This is a genomic window from Paractinoplanes polyasparticus, assembly GCF_019710575.1.
Lineage (GTDB): Bacteria > Actinomycetota > Actinomycetes > Mycobacteriales > Micromonosporaceae > Actinoplanes > Actinoplanes polyasparticus.
In genome coordinates, this window is sequence record NZ_JAHWFK010000038.1 from 24567 (window position 1) to 45481 (window position 20915).

Genomic DNA, 20915 nt, shown 5'->3' on the forward strand with positions numbered 1-20915 from the left:
ACCTCAGATCGGCGGGGTGGCGCGGCCGCGCATGGCGTCCCAGACCCGGGACGGTGTGAGCGGCATGTCGGCGTGGCGCACCCCGTACGGCTTGAGGGCGTCGACCACGGCGTTGACGATGGCCGGCGGTGAGCCCACCGTGGCCGATTCGCCCACGCCCTTGGCCCCGATCGGGTGGTGCGGCGACGGGGTCACCGTGTAGCCGGTCTCCCAGTCGGGCACTTCGAGCGCGGTCGGGATGAGGTAGTCCATGAGGGAGGCGCCGAGGCAGTTGCCGTCCTCGTCGAACGAGATCATCTCCATCAGGGCCATGCCGACGCCGTCGGTGAGCCCGCCGTGGATCTGCCCCTCGATGATCATCGGGTTGATCCGGGTGCCGCAGTCGTCGACGGCGATGAAGCGCCGCACCTTCACCTGCGCGGTGCCGGGGTCGATGTCGACGACGCAGATGTACGCGCCGTGCGGGTAGGTCAGGTTGGACGGGTTGTAGCAGATCTGGGCCTCGAGCCCGCCCTCGACGCCCTCGGGCAGGTCGCCCGCGCCGTGGGCGCGCATCGCGATCTGCTGGATGGTGACCGCCTTGGCCGGGTCGCCCTTGACCTGGAACGAGCCCTTCACCCAGTCCAGGTCGGCCACGGTCACCTCGAGCATCGCCGAGGCGATCAGCTGCGCCTTGTCGCGCACCTTGCGGGCGACCAGGGCGGCGGCCGCGCCCGAGACCGGGGTCGAGCGGCTTCCGTACGTGCCCAGGCCGAACGGCGTCTGGTCGGTGTCCCCGTGCACGACCTCGATGTCGGCCGGCGGGATGCCGATCTCCTCCGCGACGATCTGCGCGAATGTCGTCTCGTGGCCCTGCCCCTGCGTCTTCACCGACAGCCGTACGACGGCCTTGCCGGTCGGATGCACCCGGAGCTCGCAGCCGTCGGCCATGCCCAGGCCCAGGATGTCCATGTTCTTGCGCGGCCCGGCCCCGACGGCCTCGGTGAAGAACGAGATGCCGATGCCCATCAGCTCGCCGCGGGCCCGCTTCTCTTCCTGTTCGCGGCGCAGGTCGGCGTAGCCGGCGATGTCCATGGCCAGGCGCATCGTGGGCTCGTAGTTGCCCGAGTCGTAGACCCAGCCGGTCTTCGTCGTGTACGGGAACTGGTCGGGCTGGATGAAGTTCTTCAGGCGCAGCTCGGCCGGGTCCATGTCGAGCTCGGCGGCCAGGCAGTCGACGATGCGCTCGACCAGGTACACCGCCTCGGTGATGCGGAAGCTGCAGGCGTACGCGACGCCGCCCGGCGCCTTGTTGGTGTAGACGGCGGTCATCTTGCAGTAGGCGGCCTCGATGTCGTAGCTGCCGGTGAAGACGCCGAAGAAGCCGGCCGGGTATTTCACCGGCGCCGCCGTGCCGTTGAACGCGCCGTGGTCGGCGAGCACGTTGGTGCGGATGCCCAGAATCTTGCCGTCGCGGGTGGCCGCGATCTCGCCGCGCATGATGTAGTCGCGGGCGAAGCCGGTGCTGATCAGGTTTTCCGAGCGGTCCTCCATCCACTTCACCGGCTTGCCGGTGACGATGGAGCCGACGATCGCGCAGACGTAGCCGGGGTAGATCGGCACCTTGTTGCCGAAGCCACCGCCGATGTCCGGCGCGATCACCTGGATCTTGTGTTCGGGCAGGCCGGCCACGATGGCGTAGAGCGTGCGGTGGGCGTGCGGGGCCTGGGTGGTCGACCACAGCTTGAGCTTGCCCTCGACCGCGTCGAAGTCGGCGACCGCGCCGCAGGTCTCCATCGGGGCCGGGTGCACGCGCGGGTAGACGATGTCCTGCTGGACGACGACGTCGGCGCGGGCGAAGACGGCCTCGGTCTCGTCGGCGTCGCCGGTCTCCCAGTCGAAGCAGTGGTTGTCGGCCTTGCCCTCGAGGTCGTCGCGGATCAGCGGCGCGTCCGGCGCGAGCGCCTGCCGCACATCGATGACCGGGTCGAGCACCTCGTACTCGACGTCGATCAGTTCGAGCGCGTCGCGGGCGGCGTACCGGTCCTCGGCGACGACGAACGCGACCTCCTGCCCCTGGAAACGCACCTTGTCGGTGGCCAGCACGGCCTGCACGTCGTTGGAGAGCGTCGGCATCCAGGCCAGGCCCAGCCCCTTGAGGGTCTCGCCGGTGACGACGGCCTTGACGCCCGGCGCGGCCTCGGCGGCGCTGGTGTCGACGCTGACGACCCGGGCGTGGGCGAACGGCGAGCGCAGGATCGCGAGGTGCAGCATGCCGGGCAGTTGCACGTCGTCGGTGAAGCGGCCGCGCCCGCGCAGCAGCCGCGGGTCTTCCTTGCGCAACATGCGGCCGAAGCCGACCGGCTTCTGGTCGTTGTCGTCGAATGTTGTGGTCTTCGGCTCTTCGACTGTCGTCATTTGTTCGCCGCCTCGTGAACCGACGCCCAGCGCACCGAGCGCACGATCGTCGAATAGCCCGTGCACCGGCAGATCTGCCCGCTGATGGCCTCGCGGATCTCGGCGTCGGTCGGGTCGGGATTCTTGTCGAGCAGGGCCCGGCAGGTCATCATCATGCCCGGGGTGCAGAACCCGCACTGCAGGCCGTGGCACTGCATGAAGCCCTCTTGGATCGGGTCGAGCTCGGCCCCTCTGGCCAGGCCTTCGACCGTACGGACGGCGTGCCCGTCGGCCATGGCGGCGAGCACGGTGCACGACTTGACGGGTTCTCCGTCGAGCCAGACCACGCACGTGCCGCAGTTGCTCGTGTCGCAGCCCCAGTGCGTGCCGGTCAGGCTCAGCGTGTCGCGCAGGAAGTGCACGAGCAGCAGCCGGCCCTCGATCTCGGCTGTGACCTCGACGTCGTTGACGGTCATCGTGACCTGCATGATTCAGCTCCTCGCCCGGGCCACGGCGGTGCGCAGCGTCCGCCTGGTCAACTCGTCGGCGAGGTGGCGCTTGTAGTCGGCGCTGCCCCGCTGGTCGGTGGCCGGGTCGCAGCTGCGTGCCGCGATCGCGCCGGCCTGCTCGTACAGATCCTCGGCGGGCTCGCGGCCCCGCAGCGCGGCCGAGAGCTCCGGGATGCCGGTGGTGTTGGGACCGACGGCTGCCAGCCCCACCCGGGCGTCGGCGATCGTGCCGTCGGCGGTCAGCCACACCGCGGCGCCGGCCGAGACCACGGCCCAGTCGCCGGCGCGGCGCTCGACCTTCTCGTACGCGCTGCCGCCACCCGGCCGCAGCGGCAGACGGATCTCGGTCAGCATCTCGTCGTCGCCGACCGCCGTCTCGTACGGGCCGACGTGGAACTCCTCCATCGTCACGACCCGCTCCGAGCCGCCCGGCCCGCGGATGACGCAGCTCGCGTCGAGCGTCGTGCACACCGCCGACAGGTCTTCCGACGGGTCGGCCTGGCACAGCGAGCCGCCCAGCGTGCCGCGGTTGCGGACGACGGGGTCGGCGATCACGCGCTCGGCGTCGCGGAAGATCGGGAACGCGGCCGCCAGCTCGTCGGACTCGAGCAGCTCGCGGTGACGGGTCAGCGCACCTATGCGTACCTCGTCGCCGGTGAGCCGGATGTAGCCCAGCTCGGCGTGCAACGGGTTGATGTCGATCAGATAGTCGAAGTTCGCCAGCCGCAGCTTCATCATCGGCAGCAGGCTGTGACCGCCCGCGACCAGACGCGCTGAGCTGCCCAGACGTTCCAGCAGACCGATGGCCTGGTCCACACTGGTGGCACGCTCGTACTCGAACGGAGCCGGCACCTGCACCCTGCACCTCCTGCGATTGCCGAGCATCTTTCCTGAGGCCGGTCCAATGTCAACAGCTACCTAAGAGATGCCTTAGGTTGCTCTGCGTAGTCGCTCGGGGGTGCCCGGTCGGCCCGGAATCGTCGGCGATCCGCACGAATTGGGTGACGAGGCTCACCCGTTGGCCCGCCGGAAATCGCGCCGGTCACTCCCTGCTGATGCCCGATGTCCGGAACGACTTCGGACGGGGATTCCGATCCGTGACAACTGTTGCCACCGGGACGGCTGCGAAAGGGTCAGATTCGCCGACCGCGGCCGATCGTCATCCTGTGCCGCCCCGGGACGCCGAGTCCCGCCCACCTGTGGGCGGCCCGACCTGACACCGACAGGAAACTTCAGTGGGCGGGAACGGGGGAACCACATCGCCGGTCCACGGACCGGCTCGGGGTGAGGTCGCGCGAGCGACGGGCCGCCTTCAGGCCTAATCCGACAGCTAACCTCGCAGGCGGTTGAAGGACCGAGGATCGTCTTGTCTTTCCCCATGACGCTGCGCCGCCTGCTGCTCATCGCCGCGGCGGCAGTCATCGCCACCACCACGCTCGTCTGCCCCTCGGCGGCCTCGGCGGCACCCACAGCCTCAGCGGTCGTCGCCGCCCGCGGGCTCAAGGTCGTCGCCTTCGCCCGGGCCCAGAACGGCAAGCCCTACCGGTACGGCGCTCAGGGACCGAGCGCGTTCGACTGCTCCGGGCTCGCCGGTTTCGCGTACGCCAAGGCCGGTAAGAGACTGCCTCGCACGGCGCAGGCCCAGTACCGAGCCGCCCGCAGGATCACCAGCGCGGCGGCCCGCCCCGGCGACCTGGTCTTCTGGGTCTCGGGCAGCCGCGCCTACCACGTGGCCGTCTACGCGGGCGCCGGCCAGGTCTGGCACGCACCCAAGCCCGGCGACCGCGTCAAACTGGCCAAGATCTGGAACTGGAAACAGGTCCGCTTCGCCCGCGTCGCCGGCTGACGGGCCGGCCGTCAGAGGTGGTTCTCGTAGAACGTGACAAGCCGCTCGACGGCGGGTTCGACGTATTCGGGGACGTCATACATCTCGTAGTGGCGGGCGCCGGGGATGACCAGGCGGTCGACCGGGTTCGGCGCCAGTTTCCAGAGCCGTTCGGCGGCGGTGTCGAAGCCGGTGCCGTCCAGGTGCTCGGCCAGGACGAGTTGCAGTGGCTGGGTCAGGAGCTGGTCGACGAGGTGGAAGGAGTCGAAGCCGATCAGCAGGGAGTCCCCGCGGGACAGGCGGCGGTTGGTCGAGTGCTCGTTGCGGCCGCGGTCGGTGCGGTAATAGGTGATCGCCTGGAGCAGGTCGACGTCGGTCACGCCGGCGGCCTCGGCGTCCGCCAGGGTGTCGGGCAGCCAGTTCTCACGGGTGAGCACACCGGTGCGAACCTCTTCGAGGCGCGCTCCGGCCATCGCGTCGAGCGCGGCCGCCGGGCCGTCCGGCTGGAAGCCACGGAATGACGCACCCATGTCGCCCGGGTCGACCACGCCGACTGCTTTGATGCGGTGGTCGGTGCGGGCGGTGAAAATCGCGTAGCCGCCGCCGGCGCAGATGCCGAGGACGCCGATGCGGTGCGGGTCGATCCCGGGGACCGCGGCGAGGGCGTCGATGGCGTACGAGATGTCCTCGCTGCGCCGGTAGGGGTCTTCCAGGTCGCGGGGTTCGCCGCCGCTCTGGCCCTGATGGGCGGGGTCGAAGACCAGCGCGGCGATGTTGCGGGCGGCGAGGCGGGAGGCGTAGTTGGCGCCGATCTGTTCCTTGACGCTGCTGCCCGGCGTGGACAGCACGACGGCGCTCAGCGCTCCGCTCTCGTCGAAGTCGGCGGGCAGGTGCAGTTCGGCCGCGAGCTCGATCGGCCCGCGCGGGATGGTGAGGTGCATCGGAATGGGCCTTTCGAGCGGGTGCGGAGGTTCAGGAGACACCGTGTTCCCGGAACATGGTCAAGCGGTCGTGCTCAGGACGCGCAGGGCCGGCTGAGGGCTCACCGGAGGGCTCCCTTCTGGACCTTGCCCATCGCGTTGCGCGGCAAGGCGTCGAGCAGGCGCACGGCCCGGGGGCGCTTGTGGGCGGCCAGGCGGCCGGCGACCCAGGCGATCAGGTCGCGCTCGGTGACGCCTTCGGCGACTACGTACGCGGTGATCTGCTCTCCGAGGTCTGGGTGGGGTGTGCCGACGACGGCCGCCTCCCGCACCGCGGGGTGCAGCAGCAGCGCGTCCTCGACCTCACCGGCGCCGACGCGGTAGCCGCCGGTCTTGATGAGGTCGGTCGAGGCGCGGCCGACGATGCGGTGCCAGCCGTCGGCGCCGATCGTCGCGACGTCGCCGGTGACGAACCACCCCTCGGGTCTCGCCCGGCCCAGGTAGCCGTCGAACAGGGTGGCCCCGCGCACCTGCAGGTGGCCGATCGTGTCCGGCTCGTCGAGGGGGTCGCCGGCGTCGCCGACCAGGCGGGTCTCGACGCCGGGGATCGGGAGGCCGACCTGCCCCGGGCGGCGTTCGCCGTCGGCCCGGGCGCTCACCGTGATCAGGGTCTCGGTCATGCCGTAGCGCTCGACCGGCGCCTGGCCGGTCAGGGTGCGGAGCTCGTCGAAGACCGGGGCGGGCAGGGGCGCGCTGCCGGAGACGAGCAGGCGGGCCGGGCGCAGGGCGCGGGCCTCGGTCGGGGCGGCGCAGACCCGGGACCAGACGGTGGGGACGCCGAAGTACATCGTGCCGGGCGTGCCCGCGTACGCCTGGGGTGTGGGTCGGCCGGTGTGCGCCAGGCGGGAGCCGATCCGCAGTGGGCCGAGCACGCCCAGCACCAGGCCGTGCACGTGGAAGAGCGGGAGGCCGTGCACGAGAGTGTCGCCGGCGGTCCACTGCCAGACCTGCGCGAGGGCGTCGAGGTCGGCGGCGAGGGCGCGGCGCGAAATCACGGCGCCCTTGGGTGGGCCGGTCGTGCCGCTGGTGTACAGAACCAGGGCCGGCGCGTCGGGATCGGGCTCGTCCGGAACACCGTCATCGGCGCCGGTGGGGTGGGCCTCGATCAGCTCGGCCCCGGAGTCCCCGAGGATGTGGGCCTGCTCCAGCTCGCCGGCGTCGGGCGGCACGGGCACGACGGGCACGCCGGCCAGCAGCGCGGCGGTGATCACGACGACGGTGTCGACGGTGGGCGTGGCCCGCACGGCCACCATCCGGCGGCCGGTGATCTCGGCGGCCAGCGCGGACGCTCGTCCCAGCAGCTCGTGCCGCGAGAGCGCCGACTGCGGGTCGCGTACGGCATCGGCCTGGTCGGCGTCGTCGTGCAGGGCGCCCAGCAGGCGGGTCATCGGGCCTCCCCGAGCTGGGTGACCAGCGGGGCGAGCAGGTCGTTGAGCTCCCGGACGAGCACCGTGACCGTGCGCTCGGCCAGGTCGGGCAGCTCCGGACCGGCGTCCTCGGGGATCCGGGGAAGGTCGGCCAGCGGCAGGGGCGCCTCGGCGGTCAGGGTGGAACGCAGGTGCGGGACGCGGCTGAGCTCCTCGGCCGAGGGCGCGAGGAACTGGCCGAACGTCTCGGGCCACCCCCGCCAGCCCCGGTCCTGCGTCCACGCCCGCGAACCGGTCAGCTCGGCCGGCCACGGCGCGACCAGTTCGGCGGTGACGGTGAGCGAGCCGTCCCAGGTGTTGCGCCGGCAGGTGGCCCGCAGCACCCGGCGATGCAGGCGCACGAAGCCCGGATCGAGGTGGGGCGGGGTGGCCAGCCGCCACGCCACACAGGCGAAGCCGACCGGCGAGATGTCACCCCAGCAGTCGCCGAACTCCTTGGCGTGCACCCAGACGTGCTCGGCGAACCGGCTGCGTCCCAGCCCCGCGTTCTCCCGGTCGTAGTGATGATCGATCCAGGCGAAGGTCAGCGGAGCCATCCGCTCACCTTAAGGCTGGGGTCGGAGGCCGTCGAAGACTATGGCCAGGACCCGGGATCGCAGGGCGGCGCCGTCGGTGTCCAGCTCGGGGACCCGCGAGACGGCGAGCATCAGCGCGACCAGCTCCGGAACGGTGACGTCGGCACGGATCGCGCCCTCGGCCTGGGCCCGGGACAGCAGCGACCCCAGGGCCCGCGGCAGCTGCTCGCGGGCCGGGGTGAGCGCATCGCGCAGGTTGCTCGCCGCGAAGGCGTCGGCCCAGGCCTGCTTGCCCGCGGCCACCTCGGCCACCCGGCTCAGGAAGACCCAGATCGCCTCGCCCGCGTCCTCGGCCCCGACCAGTTCCTCGGCCTCCTCGCCGAAGCGTCGCAGCCGTTCGCGGAAGACCGCCTCGATGAGCGCCGCCTTGGTCGGGAAGTGCCGGAAGACGGTGCCGATGCCGACCCCGGCCGCCCGGGCGACCGCTTCCGTGGAGACCGCCGTGCCTCGCGCCACGAACACTTGCTCGGCCGCGGCCAGAACGCGGGACCGATTACGCAACGCATCAGCACGCGGCGCGCGTGCGGTCATGGTTCACACTCCTGTCCGATTTATTGCTTTGGCCGCCGGTTGACCGTTCATCAGCCTAGCGTCCCCTTTGTAACGGAGTGATCACTCCACTTTAGACACTCACTACGCCATCCTAGGAGGCTAGGTACCAGTCGGCTCGGGAGTGTGGTTAACGAAACAGATCCACAAACGAAACGAGCGCCCGGCCGAAGGGCCGGGCGCTCGTTGGACGAGCTGCGTTACCTGAGCAGGCGCTTGTCCACGTCGAGGGACTTCGGCAGCGCGATGGTGATCCACTCGTTGTTGTCGGCGGCGGTGGCGCTGCGGCCGGTCGAGAACGGGAAGTTGTTGTCGTTGAGGACGGCGATCGTGCTGTCGTCCAGGATCACGACGTCCTCGATGGTCTGGAAGGGGAACGTGAACGTCGTGCCGAAGCCGCCGAGCCGGCGCGGGTTGGCCACGTTCATCAGGTCGACCAGCAGCGTCTTGTCCAGGCGGCCGCCGCGCTGGGTGGCGAGGTAGATCCGCTTGACGACCGCGGTGGCGCCCTGGCCGTTGTCGCGCTCGATGATCAGGAAGCGGTTGCGGTCGACCGCGATCGCGTCGCCGATCGCGAAGTCCGGGTTGTCGAGCTGGTAGGTCCAGCGCTTGCCGGTGTACTTCTTCGCGCCAACGTCGAACTCGTTCAGCCGCAGCGCGCCGGCCGGGTCACCGGTGATCGAGCCCTCGAGCAGCGCGTAGAGGTACCGGCCGTCGGGCGACTGGGCCAGACCCTCGAAACCCTTGCTACTGCGGGCGGTCGCGGTGGCGCCGGTGCGCGTGGCCGTCTCGGGCGCGATCACGCCGTCGAGCGTGACCGGGGCGTCGAGCAGCCGGCCCGCGCGGTCGAAGTGCAGCAGGTACGGGCCGAACTCGTCACCGATCCAGTAGGTGCCGTCGGCCACCTTCTGGATCGACTCGGGGTCGAAGTCGGCGCCCGTGAGGACCCGGTCGGCGCGGGTGAGGGCCCACGGGACCAGTCCCTTCGGGTCGGTCAGGTTGACGCCGCCGAGCACGTCGACCTGCCCGGTCCGGAAGACCGGGGCCAGCCGCTGGACGCGCAGCAGGAAGTCGCCCGAGTTGGCCTGGTTGCCGTACCCGTTGTCGGACAGCACGTCGAAGGTGCCGTCGCCGTTGTCGGCGATCCCCGAGAAGCCCTGGATCGGCTGGTCCGCGAAGGGCACGACGAAGCCGTTGAGGTTGCCGGTGGCGAGCGCGCCGGACTGCTCGCTGCCCGGGACGAAGGTGCCGGCGGGCAGCGCGGCCCAGCCGGTCAGCGTGGGCCGGGAGACCTGGTGACCTCCGGCGTACGACGCGGTGCCGGCCAACGACAGGGTGAGCGCCAGGACGCCGGCTCCGGCGAGAAGGTTGCGGACGATCTTTCGCATGCCCGCAGGCTACGGAATCCGGGTTGATCGGGACCGACCAATGGCTTGCGGCACCGCGCGCAGAAGATCAAACCCGGGTGGCGGTGTCCGACTCGTGCATCCCGGCCAGCGTCTCCACGCCCCCGCCGAAGCCGGCCGCGGCCACCGCGGCGATCACCGTGACCGCCCGCAGCGCGTGGAAGCTGCCGCGGCCCAGAGTGGCCGCCTTCAGGTTGTGCGCGACCGCGCGCGGCAGGGTGCGGCGCAGGTAATCCTGCTCGGCGCCGAGCTTCTGTTCGCGCGGCAGCAGGCCGGCCATCTGCACCTTGCCGCGACCCTCGGCGTAGCAGCGGCGCAGGAAGAACCGGAACGTCGAACGGTCGAGCGGCACGTCGTGCTCGATGACCGAGTCCGGCACATACATCCAATGGCCGCCGGTCTCGGCGCTGATCCGCAGGCAGAGCTCGGTGTCCTCGGGCCGGTTCTGGTCCCCGAGCTTGCCGAAGCCGACCCGGAACCCGCCCACCCGCACGAACGCCTCGCGGCGGATCATCATGCTGGCCGACCACACGTTGCGGATCTCGGCGATCGAGGTGGGCATTCCCGCGTACGAAACCCCGACCGTCCACAGCAACTCGTCCGGCAGCCACGACGGGCGGTGGCGTTCCCAGGCCGGCACGATCAGCCCGCCCGCGCCGACCACGGCCGGGTCGCCGAACGGAGCGGCCAGGTGCTCGAGCCAGGTGGGATGGGCGACGGTGTCGTCGTCGAGAAAGGCGATCTGCTCCGACCGGGCGTAAAAGGCGCCGGTGTTGCGATTGCCCGAGGCGCCCCGCTCGGACTCGTTCTCGAGCACGGTGACCTCGGGGAACTCGGCCTTGACGCGCTCGAACAGGTCCGGGTTGTGATCGACCACGACGATGATCTCGGCCGGCCTCACCCGCTGGGCTTGGACGGACGCGACCGTACGCTGCAACGACGCCCACCGGCGCTCGCTGTGCGTAGGGACGACGACGCTGGCGTCGATACTCTCGGTCATGGCGCGGCGCTCCTGATGGCGTGGCGAAGCGAAGTTGATCAACCTGCGATCGGGACCATACACAGCGAATCTATGATTCCCATATGAGTGTGACCGGCGATGATTGACAGTTCCGACACCATTGTTTCGGCCAAGCAACCGCTCCGGGCAATGCCCCCTATTTCGGCGCGTTCCTTAACCCACAGCTGTGGCGTAACGCACTCCTACGCGCACATGTCCGCCGTGTTTCAACAGCTCAGCGTGTCCGCGCGACGAATTGACGCCGACCCGGCGCCAACACTTGCTGCCGGAAAAGCGTTAAGGGCCAATGGTCTCGACCGAGATCATCCGTTCGCCCGATGCCAGTTCCGGCACAACCGTGAACAACGCCGGATGGGCACAGAAATGGCGCGCCTGGCATGGTCGCGCGAATCATCGGACGGTGCGAATAAGCAGTACTCAAAGTAATGAAAGCGTTCGTTACGGAGCCGGGTCAGGCGCGTTCTCATTGTGCTGCGAGGCTCCCCCCGCCCGGCGACGGGATCGTGTCGGCCGGGAACCATGCACGGGAGCCGATCGTTGCCCACGCGGGAGCAGCGGCTCGGGTGTGGTCGGTTCGGTGGGGTCAGCGCCAGAAGACGGCGACCGCGGCGTTGGCCAGGGTCAGCACGATGATGCCGATGAAGTGGCCCTTGTTCACGGCCTCGCGCTTGCGCGGGATGAAGACCATGATGAAGATCAGGATGGCCAGCAGGAGCTTGACGCCCAGCTTGATCGGGCTGGGTTCGTAGTCACCGCCGCCGCGCAGGGGGGCGGCCAGGGCCAGGCCCGACAGCAGCTGGATCACCGAGCCCCACAGCACGGCCGGGTTGATCCGGAACTTGCCGGTGAGGAACTGGGCGATCGCGCCGCCGAGCAGCAGCGCGAAGCCGACCAGGTGAATGAAGAGCAGGATCAGCCGGAGTGCTTCCACGCCCGGAAGCTTGCCAAAGCCGCGGCCACGCCCGTCACTCGGGGGCCGAGATCACCGGCAACGTGAACAGGCCGCGCAGCAGCAGTCCGGGCCGCCAGGTCAGCTCGGGCGGCGGGACGGCCAGGCGCAGGGTGGGCACGCGGTCGATCAGGGCGGCGAACGCGATCTGAGCCTCGAGGCGGGCCAGCGGGGCGCCCAGGCAGTAGTGGATGCCGTGGCCGAAGGCCAGGTGGGGGTTCTGGGCCCGGTCGAGATGCACCTCGTCGGGGTCGGGGAAGCGGGACTCGTCGCGGTTGGCCGACAGCAGGCCGATCACCACCGGGGCGTACGCGGGGATCTGCCGGCCGCCCAGGGTGACGGGCTCGGTGGTGATGCGGAACGTGGCGGTCTCGACCGGGGACTCGTACCGCAGGAACTCTTCGACCGCGGTGGGCAGCAGCCCGGGGTCGGCGCGCAGGCGCTCCCAGCGGTCGCGGTCGGTGAGCAGCAGGGCGGCGCCGTTGCCGATCAGGTTGACGGTCGTCTCGTGGCCGGCGATGAGCAGCAGGAAGACCATCGACATGAGCTCGTCCTCGTCGAGCCTGTCCTCGCTGTCGCGCACCTCGATCAGGCCGGAGAGCAGGTCGTCGCCGGGCTGGGCGCGGCGCGCGGCCAGCAGGCCGCGGATGTAGGCGACCATCGCCTGCGCGGCGCCGGGGAACTCGGCCTGGTAGGCCACGCCGCCGACGATGATGTTGGACCAGCGGCGGAAGGAGTCGCGGTCCTCGGCCGGGATGCCGAGCAGCTCGCAGATCACCTGGATCGGCAGCGGGAAGGCGAACGCGTCGATCAGGTCGAAGGGCTCGCCCGGGACGGGGAAGGCGTCGAGCAGTGACGTCGTGATCTCGGTGATGCGGGGGCGCAGGGCCTCGATGCGGCGGGCCGTGAAGGCGGCCGAGACGAGGCGGCGCAGGCGGGTGTGGTCGGGCGGGTCGACGGCCAGCATGTGACGGGACAGGGCCCGCTGGATCGCGTCCGACGGGTGGCCCTCGTTGCGGCCCGACTTCGAGAACCGGGGGTCGGTCAACGCCTGCCGGGCGTCGTCGTAGCGGGTCACCAACCAGACGACGGCGCCGCTGGCGATCCGGACCTGCCGCACCGGGCCCTCGCGCCGCCACTGCGCATAGAAGGGATGCGGGTCGGCGTGGAACCGCGGGTCGGCCAGATCGTCCCGGACGCTCTCCGACATGCCTGCGTCTCCCCCGTCGTCAGTGGACATCCACGACAGTACGCCCCGGTATGCCGTGCCAGGCGAGCAGATTTTCGGCCTCGGCGACGATCGGTTCGACGTCCACCGGGTGGAACATGGTGGCCCGCAGGGTGTCGCCGGTGATGGCCCACTTCCCGGCCACCCGGCCGTCGACCAGCACGAACCGCGCGCCCTCGACGCTGAGCCCGCGGTACGCGTGGTCGATGATCCGGCTGCGGTCGTCGAAGCCGAGCACCACGTTGTCGAAGGCGGGCAGGAAGCGCGGCGGCACCGGCTGATCCGGATCGGGCAGCGGCCCGTCGAGCACGTCGAGCAGCTCGCGGCCCCGGACGTCGCGGAAGCTGCGTAGTCGCGGCCGCAGTCGCTTGATCGATTCCCGCAGGCCGCTCAGCCCCGACCAGGCCCGGATGTCGGACGACGACGCCGGTCCGAACGCCCGCAGATACCGCAGCACCAGCTCGTCGGCGAGGCCGGCCGGGGGCACCGGGCGGCCCAGCCACGTCTCGATGGTCGTGTTGCGGGCGGGCGCCGACTGACCCCAGACCCCGCGCGGCGGCACCTGCACCAGCGGCACGTACGAGCTGAGCGCGTCCCCGAGCACGCGGGCCGGCACCGACGGCCACCGCCCGCCGACGGCCCGGCCCACCTCGGGCAACGTGCTCGGCGTCCGCTCGAAGTGGGGTTGCCCGGCCGCCGCCAGCTCGGCCAGGTCGACGCCTTCGAGGTCGCGGCGCAGCACGGCCCGGGCCCGCGCCTCGAGCATCGGCTGGTGCAGCCCCCGCAACCCCAGGCAGTCGTCCGCCGTGACCAGGTGGATCGTGCGCCGCATGAGCAGGGTGCGCACGACCTGGCGGCTCTCCAGCAGCTCGACCAGCTCGTCCGGCCGGAACCCGTCGAGACGGCTCCACAGGCCCACGTACGGCTCGTGCGGTTCCTGGGCCTGCAACCCGACGAGGTGCCGGACGACGTCGACCGCCGGCGCGGTGTGCCGGCGGTCGAGCATCTGGCGGGCGAGCAGTGCCCGGTTGAGCGCACGGTTGTCGAGCACGTCCATGAGAGGAAGCTAGTCGTCGAACCCTTCGTCGGCGCGCTCCCGCCGCAGATGGGATTCGGCGCGGCGGGCCATCGGTCCCTCTTCGGCGGCCAGGCCCTCGTACATGCCCCGCACTTTCTCGTACGGCTGGTTCGGCGGCAGCAGGGGCAGCTGCTCGGGGGCGTGCGCCGTCTGCAAGATCTGGGCGCACACGTCGCCGAACAGGCGCTGCAGGTCGATCTCCTGCTGGTAGGCGCACGCCGCCCGGCGCTCCACCACCAGGTCGGAGACCGTCCGCTCGTCCGCCATGCCGCCACCTCCTCAGGTGACGGCATGGCTACCCAGCATCGGACGGGCTACGCGGCGGCCTCGCGGATGAGGTCGACCAGCGTGGCCGCCTCGGGAATGGCGACGGTGTGCGAGCCGCCGGCCAGTTCGACCGTGCGGCGCGAGCCGGCCCGCTCGGCCATGAAGCGGTGCGCGGCGACCGGGATGTTGAGGTCGTCGCTGCCGAACAGGAACCAGGACGGGATGGACTTCCAGGCCGGGTCGCCGGACGCCTCGTTGAGCGCGCCCTCGGTGATCGGCCGCTGGGTCACGGCCCAGACAGCGGCGTCCTCGGCCGGCGAGTCGGCCGCGAACTGGTGGTGGTAGGCGTCCTGCCGGATGTAGAGGTCGGTGCTGCCGTCCGGCAGCTTGACCGGGTTGAGCGTCTCGCCCAGCGAGCTGCCCGGGAACTTGCCGGCCAGGGCGGCGGCGCTCTCCCCCGCGTCGGCCGCGAAGGCGCCCACGTAGACCAGCGACTTCACGTTGGCGGCACCGGTGGCGGCGTTGGTGATGAGCATGCCCCCGTACGAGTGGCCGACCAGCACGATGTCGCCCTCGATGGAGGCGAGCGTGGCCCGCAGGTAGTCCGAGTCGTACTTGACGCCGCGCAGCGGGTTGGCCACGGCCACCGCCGGGTAGCCGTCCGCCCGCAGCAGCTTGATGACGCCGTCCCAGCTGGCCGACTCGGCGAACGCGCCGTGCACGAGGACGATGGTCGGTTTCATGTGCTCTCCCCCAGGTTCCGCGGATCGGTTCCTCCTCACCCTGCCCCGCCACCGGCGACAGGGGATCAGTAATTCGACTGGTTGTCGACGTAAAGCCCGGGTATTCGACCTGCGTACACCTGTCTGAGAGGAGCGTCACGTGACCCCGGTCAGGCCACGGTTGCTGCCGCCGCGGCCAAGGCGTCGAGAGTGGACCGGTCCGGTTGATCGAGCACGGCCTGTGACTCGTCGACCAGGCCGGTCAGGCGGGCCACCTCGGCCTCGGTCAGATCCCGGGCCACCTCGGACGCGGCCACGTTGGCCCGCAGATGGCCGGCGTTGCCCGTGCCGGGGATGACGACCATCGCCGGCGAGCGGCGCAGCAGCCAGGCCAGGGCGACCTGGGCCGGGGACACACCGAGGCGCTGCGCCGGGCCGGTCAGTTCGGCGTAACCGGTGAGCCGCCCGGAAGCCAGCGGGTAGTACGGCACGAACATGATGTCCTGCGCCTCGCAGTCGGCGAGCACCTGCACACCGCTGCGGTCGAGGAGGTTGAAGCGGTTCTGCACGGCCGCGATCGGCGTCAGCTTCTGGGCCCGGGCCAGCATCTCCGGTGACGCGCCGGACAGCCCGATGCGCCGGATCAGGCCCTGCTCCCGCAGCTCGACGAGCACCCCGAGCGAGTCCTCGAGCGGAACGTCGCTCGCCATACCGCGATAGTCACCGTCGAGCCGCAGGTAGGTGAGCTCGCTGACCTCCACCCCCAGGTCTTCGAGTGCCTCGTGCACCTGCCGGCGGACCGTGTCCGGGTGGTCGGTGACGAGCCACTCGCCGTTCGGTCCCCGGCCCGCGCCGACCTTGTTGCCGACGATCAGCCCCTCCTTGGGCAGCGCCTGCCCGATCAACTGATTCACCGTCCGCGGCCCGTACGCGTTGGCGGTGTCGAAGAAGGTCACGCCCAGCTCGACAGCCAGGCGCAGCACGCCACGCGCCGCCTCGGGGTCCGCCGGCAGGCCCAGCACGTTCGGGCCGGCCAGTTGCATGGCGCCGTATCCCACTCGGTTCATGGTTCTCTCTCCTCGGCCGTATCACTGCCACGCCCACATGCGTAGCAGTGCTACGTTCCAGTGATACGCCAAATGCCGTAGCATTGCAACGTGACCGATGCGAAGACCCGGGCGATCCTCGAGGTGGCGGGCGAGATCCTGGAGCGGGAGGGGGCCCAGGCGGTCTCGACCCGTTCGGTCGCCGCGGCCGCCGGCATCCGTGCCGCCTCGCTCTACCAGCTCTTCGGCGACAAGGACGGTCTGCTCGCCGCGCTGGCCGTCCACGCGTTCGACCTCTACCTGTCCGAGAAGCACACGCTCGAGCCGACCGACGACCCGGTGGCGGACATGCGCCGGGGCTGGGACATGCACGTCGACTTCGGCCTGCGCCACCCCGCGCTCTACCTCTTGATGTTCGGCACCGACCGGCCCGGACGCCGCCCACCGGCCGCCGCCGAGGCCGACCGGCTGCTGCTCACCTTCCTCGACCGCGTCGCCGCCGTGGGCCGGCTCCGCGTCCCGCCCGACGTTGCCGCGTCCCTCGCCACCGCCGCGATCATCGGCGTCACGCTGACCTTGATCGGCCTGCCCGCCGACGACCGCGACCCGACGCTGTCCGCCCGGATGCGAGACACCTTGATCGACTCGATCGTCACCGACCCGGCCCCGGCCGCGGACCCCGGTCTGGCGTCACGCGCCCTCGCCCTCGACGCCGCAGTCGCCACCGCGGGCACCCTCCCCCTGCGCCCCACCGAGACCGCCCTGCTGCGCGACTGGCTCGACCGCCTGGCCCGCTGACCGGCGCTTCAGCTCACGACGGCCAGGGCGTGGTCGGTGGTGTTGAGCCGCCGGCCGCCGGTCCCGGTCACCGTCACGATGTCCTCGATGCGGACGCCGAAGCGGCCGGGCAGATAGATGCCGGGCTCGATCGAGAAGCACATGCCCGGCACGAGCGGCTGCTCCTCACCTCGTACGAGATAAGGGGGCTCGTGTGTGGTCAGGCCGATGCCGTGCCCGGTGCGGTGGATGAAGAACTCCCCGAACCCGGCGTCCTCGATGATGTCGCGGGCGACCCGGTCGATCTCCTGACCGGCGACACCCGGGCGTACGGCTTCGAAGGCGGCCTGCTGGGCGGCCCGCACGACGTCGAAGACCCGCTGTTCGTACGGTGTGGGCGCGCCGACGTGGACGGTGCGCGTCGTGTCGGAGCCGTAGCCGTCCTTGAGGCCGCCGAAGTCGAGCACCACCATGTCGCCCTCGCGGATGACCCGGTCGCCGATGTCGTGGTGCGGGTCGGCGCCGTTCGGGCCGGCGGCGACGATCGTGAAGTCGACCTGCTCGTGGCCGTGCTCGCGCAGCAGGCGGGCCAGGTCGGCGGCGACCTGCACCTCGGTGCGCCCCGCGAAGCGTACGGAGAGAATCTGCTCGTACGTCGCGTCGGCGGCGGCCCCGGCCGCGGCGAGCAACTCGACCTCGGCGGCGTCCTTGACCGCCCGCAGCATCGGCAGCGAGCCGGTCATGCTGGTCCAGCGCGTGCGCGGCGCCGCCTCCTGCAGAGCGATGACGTGCATGGCCCAGGCGGAATCCGAGATGGCGTAGCGGCCGCCCGGCTCGAGAAGGGCGGCCACCACGGCGTACGGATCCTCGCCGTCCCGCCACGGCACGACCTCGAGGCCGGGCAGCTCGCCCGGGTGCTCGAGCGCGGGCACGACCAGCACCCTCGCCGGCAGGACGAGCATCGTGAGCCGCTCGGTGACCGGGGGCCGCAGACCGGTGAAGTAGACGAGGTCGGGGCCGGGTGTGACGAGCAGGCCGTCGAGGCCGGCGGGCAGCGGCCGGTCGAGGCGGGCGTTCATCGGCGCGTCTCCAGCACGTGGAAGCCCCAGGCGGGCAGGCCGACGACCAGGCCACCGGCGGCCAGCTCGTCACCGTCGCGGTCGAAGACGCGGCCGTCGAGCAGGTCGGTCAGGCGCCACTGCCTGCCGGCGGTGGGCCAGGGCAGCCGTACGCGGGTCCAGATCGGCTCCCGGCTGAAGTTGATCACCACCAGGTGGCGGGTGGCGCTGCCCTCCCAGGTCCAGGCGAGCACGTCCGGGGTGTCGAGCAACCGCCACTGCCCCGCGTCCCGGAGGACGACCAGGCGGTCGTAGAAGTCGCGCAGCCCCTCGTCGACGGGCTCGTCCGGGAAGCGGCCCAGGAACACGGGCAGCTTGACCCGGCGGCCCTCGAACTGGCCGTCGTGCCAGAGCGTCGAGCCCGGCAGGGTGGCGAGGGCGACCGCGGCGGCCCGTCCGCGCGGGCCGGGCAGGGCGGTGGCGGCGCGCGGCTCGTCGTGGTTCTCGATGAAGCGCAGGAGCTTGTTCTGATAGTCGAGGCCGGCGCGCAGGTGACCGCGCACGGCGGCGGCGTCTTCGTGGACCAGCCGGTCGTACAGGCGCTTGTCGTAGCAGAGGTCGAAGCCCTGCTGCTGAAGCTCCCACTCGGTGTCCCAGTACGCCTCGGCGACGAACAGCAGCTCGTCCTTCAGCTCGGCGATGATCGCCGGCCAGAACTCCTCGGCGGGCCGCGGGCCGGCGCGGTCACCCCAGGTGCCGGCGAAGATGTCGTTGAAGACGAGCATGGCCATGTCGCAGCGCACGCCGTCGCACTGGGCGGCGATGTCGCGCAGGGTGCTCAGGGTGGCCGCGCGCAGGCCCGGGTGGAAGGCGTTGAGCTGGGCGACGTCGGGCCAGGGCGGGAAGTACGGGTCGCGGCCGCGGGCGATGACGCGGTCGCCGGCGGCGAACCAGCTTCCGGGGTCGTTCGCCAGGTCTTCGGGGGCGCCGTTGATGAACCAGTCGGGATGCTCGGTGATCGCCGGATGGTCGGGGGCCACATGGTTGGGGACGTAGTCGAGGATGAGCTTGAGCCCCCGCTGCGCCAGGTCGCTCCGGGCCGCGGCCAATCCGGCGCGGCCGCCCAAACGGTGATCAACTTCGTATCGGCGTACGCAATAGGGCGATCCGACGATGTCCCGGTCGGTCAGATCGGGCAGGGCGGCGTGGAACTCCCGCTGCAGGCCCTCGTTGCTCCGGGCGATGCCGAGGCCGGCCGGGCTGCGTTCCCAGACGCCCATGAGCCAGACCGCATCGAAGCCGATCAGCTCGTCCCAGACCGCGCCCGGCACGTCGGCCAGGCTCGCCACGCCCAGACCGGCGAGCCAGGGCCACGTGTTGATCTCGTAGACCGACGTCATGGGCCGAATCCTGCCCGATAGGCGGCGACCGCGTCGTCCAGGCTCGGATAGAAGTGTGCCGGATCGATGGTGCGGGTCAGCTCGTACCGGTCGATCTTCTCCTTGACCGGGTGCTTCAGCTCGGCGAAGACCAGGGAGATGCCCTTGGCGTTGAGCTCCTCGTCCAGCTCCTCCAGCATGTCGGCGGCGGTGGTGTCGACGTCGGTGATCGGCTCGGCGGCGATGACGATCCAGCGCGGCTCCTGCTGGGCGAGGCGGCGGATCTCCTCCCGGAAGGTGCGCGCGTTGGCGAAGATGAGCGGCGCGTCGAACCGGAAGATGACGAGGCCGTCCATCCGCGCGCCGTCCGGATACTGGTGGAGGTCGTGGTAGCCGTCGACGCCGGCGGGCTTCACGAGCACCGTCCGGTACGGCCACCATGCCCGGCGGAAGACGTTGAGCACGGACAGCGCGACCGCGACGGCGATCCCGGGCAGCACACCGAGCACGGCGACCCCGACGAAGGCCGCCGTGGCGAGCGCGAACTCGATGCGGCGCTGCTTCCACAGCCGCACCATGCCGTCGATGTCGAGCAGCCCGATCGAGGCGGCGACGACGACGGCCGCCAGCATGGGTTGCGGCATGTCCTTGAGCAGGCCCGGGACGAGCAGCAGCATGAGCGTGATGGCAGCCGCGCCCACCAGCCCGGTGAGCTGCGACTTGGCGCCGGCCGCGGCCGCCACCGCGGTGCGCGAGCCGCTCGTGCTGACCGGGAAACCCTGGAACAGCCCGGCCGCGAGGTTGGCCGCGCCGATGCCGGCCATCTCCTGGTTGCCGTGCACCTCGCGTCCGGCCCGGGCCGCGAACGTCGAGGCCGTCGAGATGGTGTCGGTGGCCGACACCAGCGTGATCCCGACCGCCGCCGCGGCCAGCATGCCCAGCTCCTGCAGGCTGACCAGGGGAATCGTGAACGGCGGAAACCCCTGCGGCAGGGGCCCCACCACGTCGACGTCGTCGAGCCCGAGCACCGTGACCGCCGCGATGGCCCCCACCACGGCCACCAGGATGCCCGGCACCCGGGGCAGGAACCGCTGCAGCACCAGAATGACGGCGAGCCCGCCCGCGCCGATCCCCACCGCCGCCGGCACGGTGGCGTCCAGCCCGGTGACGAAGCCCCTGATGTCGGCGAACAGCCCCTCCCCCTCGACGGAGAAGCCGAAGAGCTTGGGCAGCTGCCCGAAGAAGATCGTGACGGCCAGCCCGTTGATGTAGCCGAGCTGGGTCGGATGCGACAACAGGTCGGCCACGAACCCCAGCTGGGCGACGGCCGCCACCGTCATGAACAGCCCCACCAGCAGGGCCAGCACCGAGGCCAGGGCGACGGCCCGGCCCGGATCACCATCGGCCAGCACGATCGGCACGACCACGGCCGCGATCATCGGCCCCAGCGCCGAGTCGGGCCCGAGCACCAACACCCGGGAGGGCCCGAAGATCGCGTACGCCACCAGGCAGAGAATCGACGTGTAGAGCCCCGTGATGGCCGGCAGCCCCGCCAGCTCCGCGTACGCCATGCCCTGCGGCACGAGCAGGGTGGTGAGCACCAGCCCGGCCACGACGTCCCGCGGCAACCATCGCGCCTCGTAGGTCGCAGCAGCCCCCACCCCGGGAACCCACTGCGAGCCGCGCACGCTGTCACCGTAGTGGCTGCGCGGCCCGAACGCCCGATCGCCGGCGCGAACCTGC

Annotated in this window: 20 protein-coding genes and 1 riboswitch; of the genes, 2 read left to right on the plus strand and 18 right to left on the minus strand. The window is 71.1% G+C overall.

Annotated features, from left to right (window positions below):
* Positions 1-3 precede the first annotated feature (3 nt).
* Genes KXC43_RS33110 through KXC43_RS33120 form a run of 3 tightly spaced genes read right to left on the minus strand, consistent with a single transcriptional unit; the run spans position 4 to position 3743 of the window.
* Positions 4-2397 (minus strand): aerobic carbon-monoxide dehydrogenase large subunit, encoded by a 2394-nt coding sequence (locus tag KXC43_RS33110; RefSeq protein ID WP_221380147.1) that lies wholly within the window; start codon positions 2395-2397, stop codon positions 4-6.
* Positions 2394-2864, minus strand: coding sequence for a (2Fe-2S)-binding protein (locus KXC43_RS33115; RefSeq protein WP_221380148.1), 471 nt, complete (start codon positions 2862-2864; stop codon positions 2394-2396). The genes KXC43_RS33110 and KXC43_RS33115 overlap by 4 nt, the downstream gene beginning before the upstream one ends.
* A gap of 3 nt (positions 2865-2867) precedes the next feature.
* Positions 2868-3743 (minus strand): FAD binding domain-containing protein, encoded by an 876-nt coding sequence (locus KXC43_RS33120; RefSeq protein ID WP_221380149.1) that lies wholly within the window; start codon positions 3741-3743, stop codon positions 2868-2870.
* Between the two features lie 349 nt (positions 3744-4092).
* Positions 4093-4246, plus strand: a riboswitch (cyclic di-AMP (ydaO/yuaA leader).
* Between the two features lie 17 nt (positions 4247-4263).
* Here KXC43_RS33120 and KXC43_RS33125 point away from each other — a divergent pair.
* Positions 4264-4731: a C40 family peptidase gene (locus tag KXC43_RS33125; protein WP_221380150.1), complete on the plus strand. Its 468-nt coding sequence runs from the start codon at positions 4264-4266 to the stop codon at positions 4729-4731.
* Between the two features lie 11 nt (positions 4732-4742).
* Here KXC43_RS33125 and KXC43_RS33130 read toward each other — a convergent pair whose 3' ends face one another.
* From KXC43_RS33130 to KXC43_RS33185, 12 genes are all read right to left on the minus strand, one after another.
* The gene (locus KXC43_RS33130) at positions 4743-5651 is read right to left on the minus strand and encodes an alpha/beta hydrolase (protein WP_221380151.1); all 909 of its coding nucleotides are present in this window, start codon (positions 5649-5651) and stop codon (positions 4743-4745) included.
* Positions 5652-5752: 101 nt separating this feature from the next.
* Entirely contained in the window at positions 5753-7078 is a 1326-nt protein-coding gene (locus KXC43_RS33135; RefSeq protein ID WP_221380152.1) for an AMP-binding protein, read from the minus strand.
* A complete protein-coding gene (locus KXC43_RS33140; RefSeq protein ID WP_221380153.1) occupies positions 7075-7653 on the minus strand; it encodes a hypothetical protein in 579 nt (192 codons plus the stop codon). Before KXC43_RS33140 ends, KXC43_RS33135 begins: the two co-directional genes overlap by 4 nt.
* Positions 7654-7662: 9 nt before the next feature.
* On the minus strand, positions 7663-8223 hold the full coding sequence (locus KXC43_RS33145; RefSeq protein ID WP_221380154.1) for a TetR/AcrR family transcriptional regulator: 561 nt from the start codon (positions 8221-8223) through the stop codon (positions 7663-7665).
* Between the two features lie 218 nt (positions 8224-8441).
* Positions 8442-9629 carry an esterase-like activity of phytase family protein gene (locus tag KXC43_RS33150; protein ID WP_221380155.1) on the minus strand — a complete coding sequence of 396 codons (1188 nt, stop codon included), beginning with the start codon at positions 9627-9629 and terminating at the stop codon, positions 8442-8444.
* A 67-nt stretch (positions 9630-9696) separates the two neighbouring features.
* Positions 9697-10647 carry a glycosyltransferase family 2 protein gene (locus tag KXC43_RS33155; RefSeq protein ID WP_221380156.1) on the minus strand — a complete coding sequence of 317 codons (951 nt, stop codon included), beginning with the start codon at positions 10645-10647 and terminating at the stop codon, positions 9697-9699.
* Positions 10648-11251: 604 nt separating this feature from the next.
* Positions 11252-11599, minus strand: coding sequence for a hypothetical protein (locus KXC43_RS33160; protein ID WP_221380157.1), 348 nt, complete (start codon positions 11597-11599; stop codon positions 11252-11254).
* 34 nt (positions 11600-11633) lie between these two features.
* The gene (locus KXC43_RS33165; protein WP_221380158.1) at positions 11634-12827 is read right to left on the minus strand and encodes a cytochrome P450 family protein; all 1194 of its coding nucleotides are present in this window, start codon (positions 12825-12827) and stop codon (positions 11634-11636) included.
* Between the two features lie 19 nt (positions 12828-12846).
* Positions 12847-13902: a winged helix DNA-binding domain-containing protein gene (locus KXC43_RS33170; RefSeq protein ID WP_221380159.1), complete on the minus strand. Its 1056-nt coding sequence runs from the start codon at positions 13900-13902 to the stop codon at positions 12847-12849.
* Between the two features lie 9 nt (positions 13903-13911).
* Complete coding sequence (locus KXC43_RS33175) at positions 13912-14190, minus strand: hypothetical protein (RefSeq protein WP_221380160.1); 279 nt, start codon at positions 14188-14190, stop codon at positions 13912-13914.
* A 47-nt stretch (positions 14191-14237) separates the two neighbouring features.
* Complete coding sequence (locus tag KXC43_RS33180; RefSeq protein WP_221380161.1) at positions 14238-14933, minus strand: alpha/beta fold hydrolase; 696 nt, start codon at positions 14931-14933, stop codon at positions 14238-14240.
* 149 nt (positions 14934-15082) lie between these two features.
* Entirely contained in the window at positions 15083-15979 is an 897-nt protein-coding gene (locus tag KXC43_RS33185; protein WP_221380162.1) for an aldo/keto reductase, read from the minus strand.
* 90 nt (positions 15980-16069) lie between these two features.
* On the opposite strand from KXC43_RS33185, the gene KXC43_RS52900 reads away from it, so the two are divergent.
* Positions 16070-16756, plus strand: a complete 687-nt coding sequence (locus KXC43_RS52900) for a TetR/AcrR family transcriptional regulator (protein ID WP_221380163.1) — start codon at positions 16070-16072, stop codon at positions 16754-16756.
* 8 nt (positions 16757-16764) lie between these two features.
* Here the strand turns inward: KXC43_RS52900 and KXC43_RS33195 are convergent, their stop codons facing one another.
* Genes KXC43_RS33195 through KXC43_RS33205 form a run of 3 tightly spaced genes read right to left on the minus strand, consistent with a single transcriptional unit; the run spans position 16765 to position 20860 of the window.
* Positions 16765-17814 carry an aminopeptidase P family protein gene (locus KXC43_RS33195; protein ID WP_221380164.1) on the minus strand — a complete coding sequence of 350 codons (1050 nt, stop codon included), beginning with the start codon at positions 17812-17814 and terminating at the stop codon, positions 16765-16767.
* Positions 17811-19193, minus strand: a complete 1383-nt coding sequence (locus KXC43_RS33200) for an alpha-amylase family protein (RefSeq protein WP_221380165.1) — start codon at positions 19191-19193, stop codon at positions 17811-17813. The genes KXC43_RS33195 and KXC43_RS33200 overlap by 4 nt, the downstream gene beginning before the upstream one ends.
* Positions 19190-20860, minus strand: coding sequence for a SulP family inorganic anion transporter (locus tag KXC43_RS33205; RefSeq protein ID WP_221380166.1), 1671 nt, complete (start codon positions 20858-20860; stop codon positions 19190-19192). Before KXC43_RS33205 ends, KXC43_RS33200 begins: the two co-directional genes overlap by 4 nt.
* Positions 20861-20915: the final 55 nt, after the last annotated feature.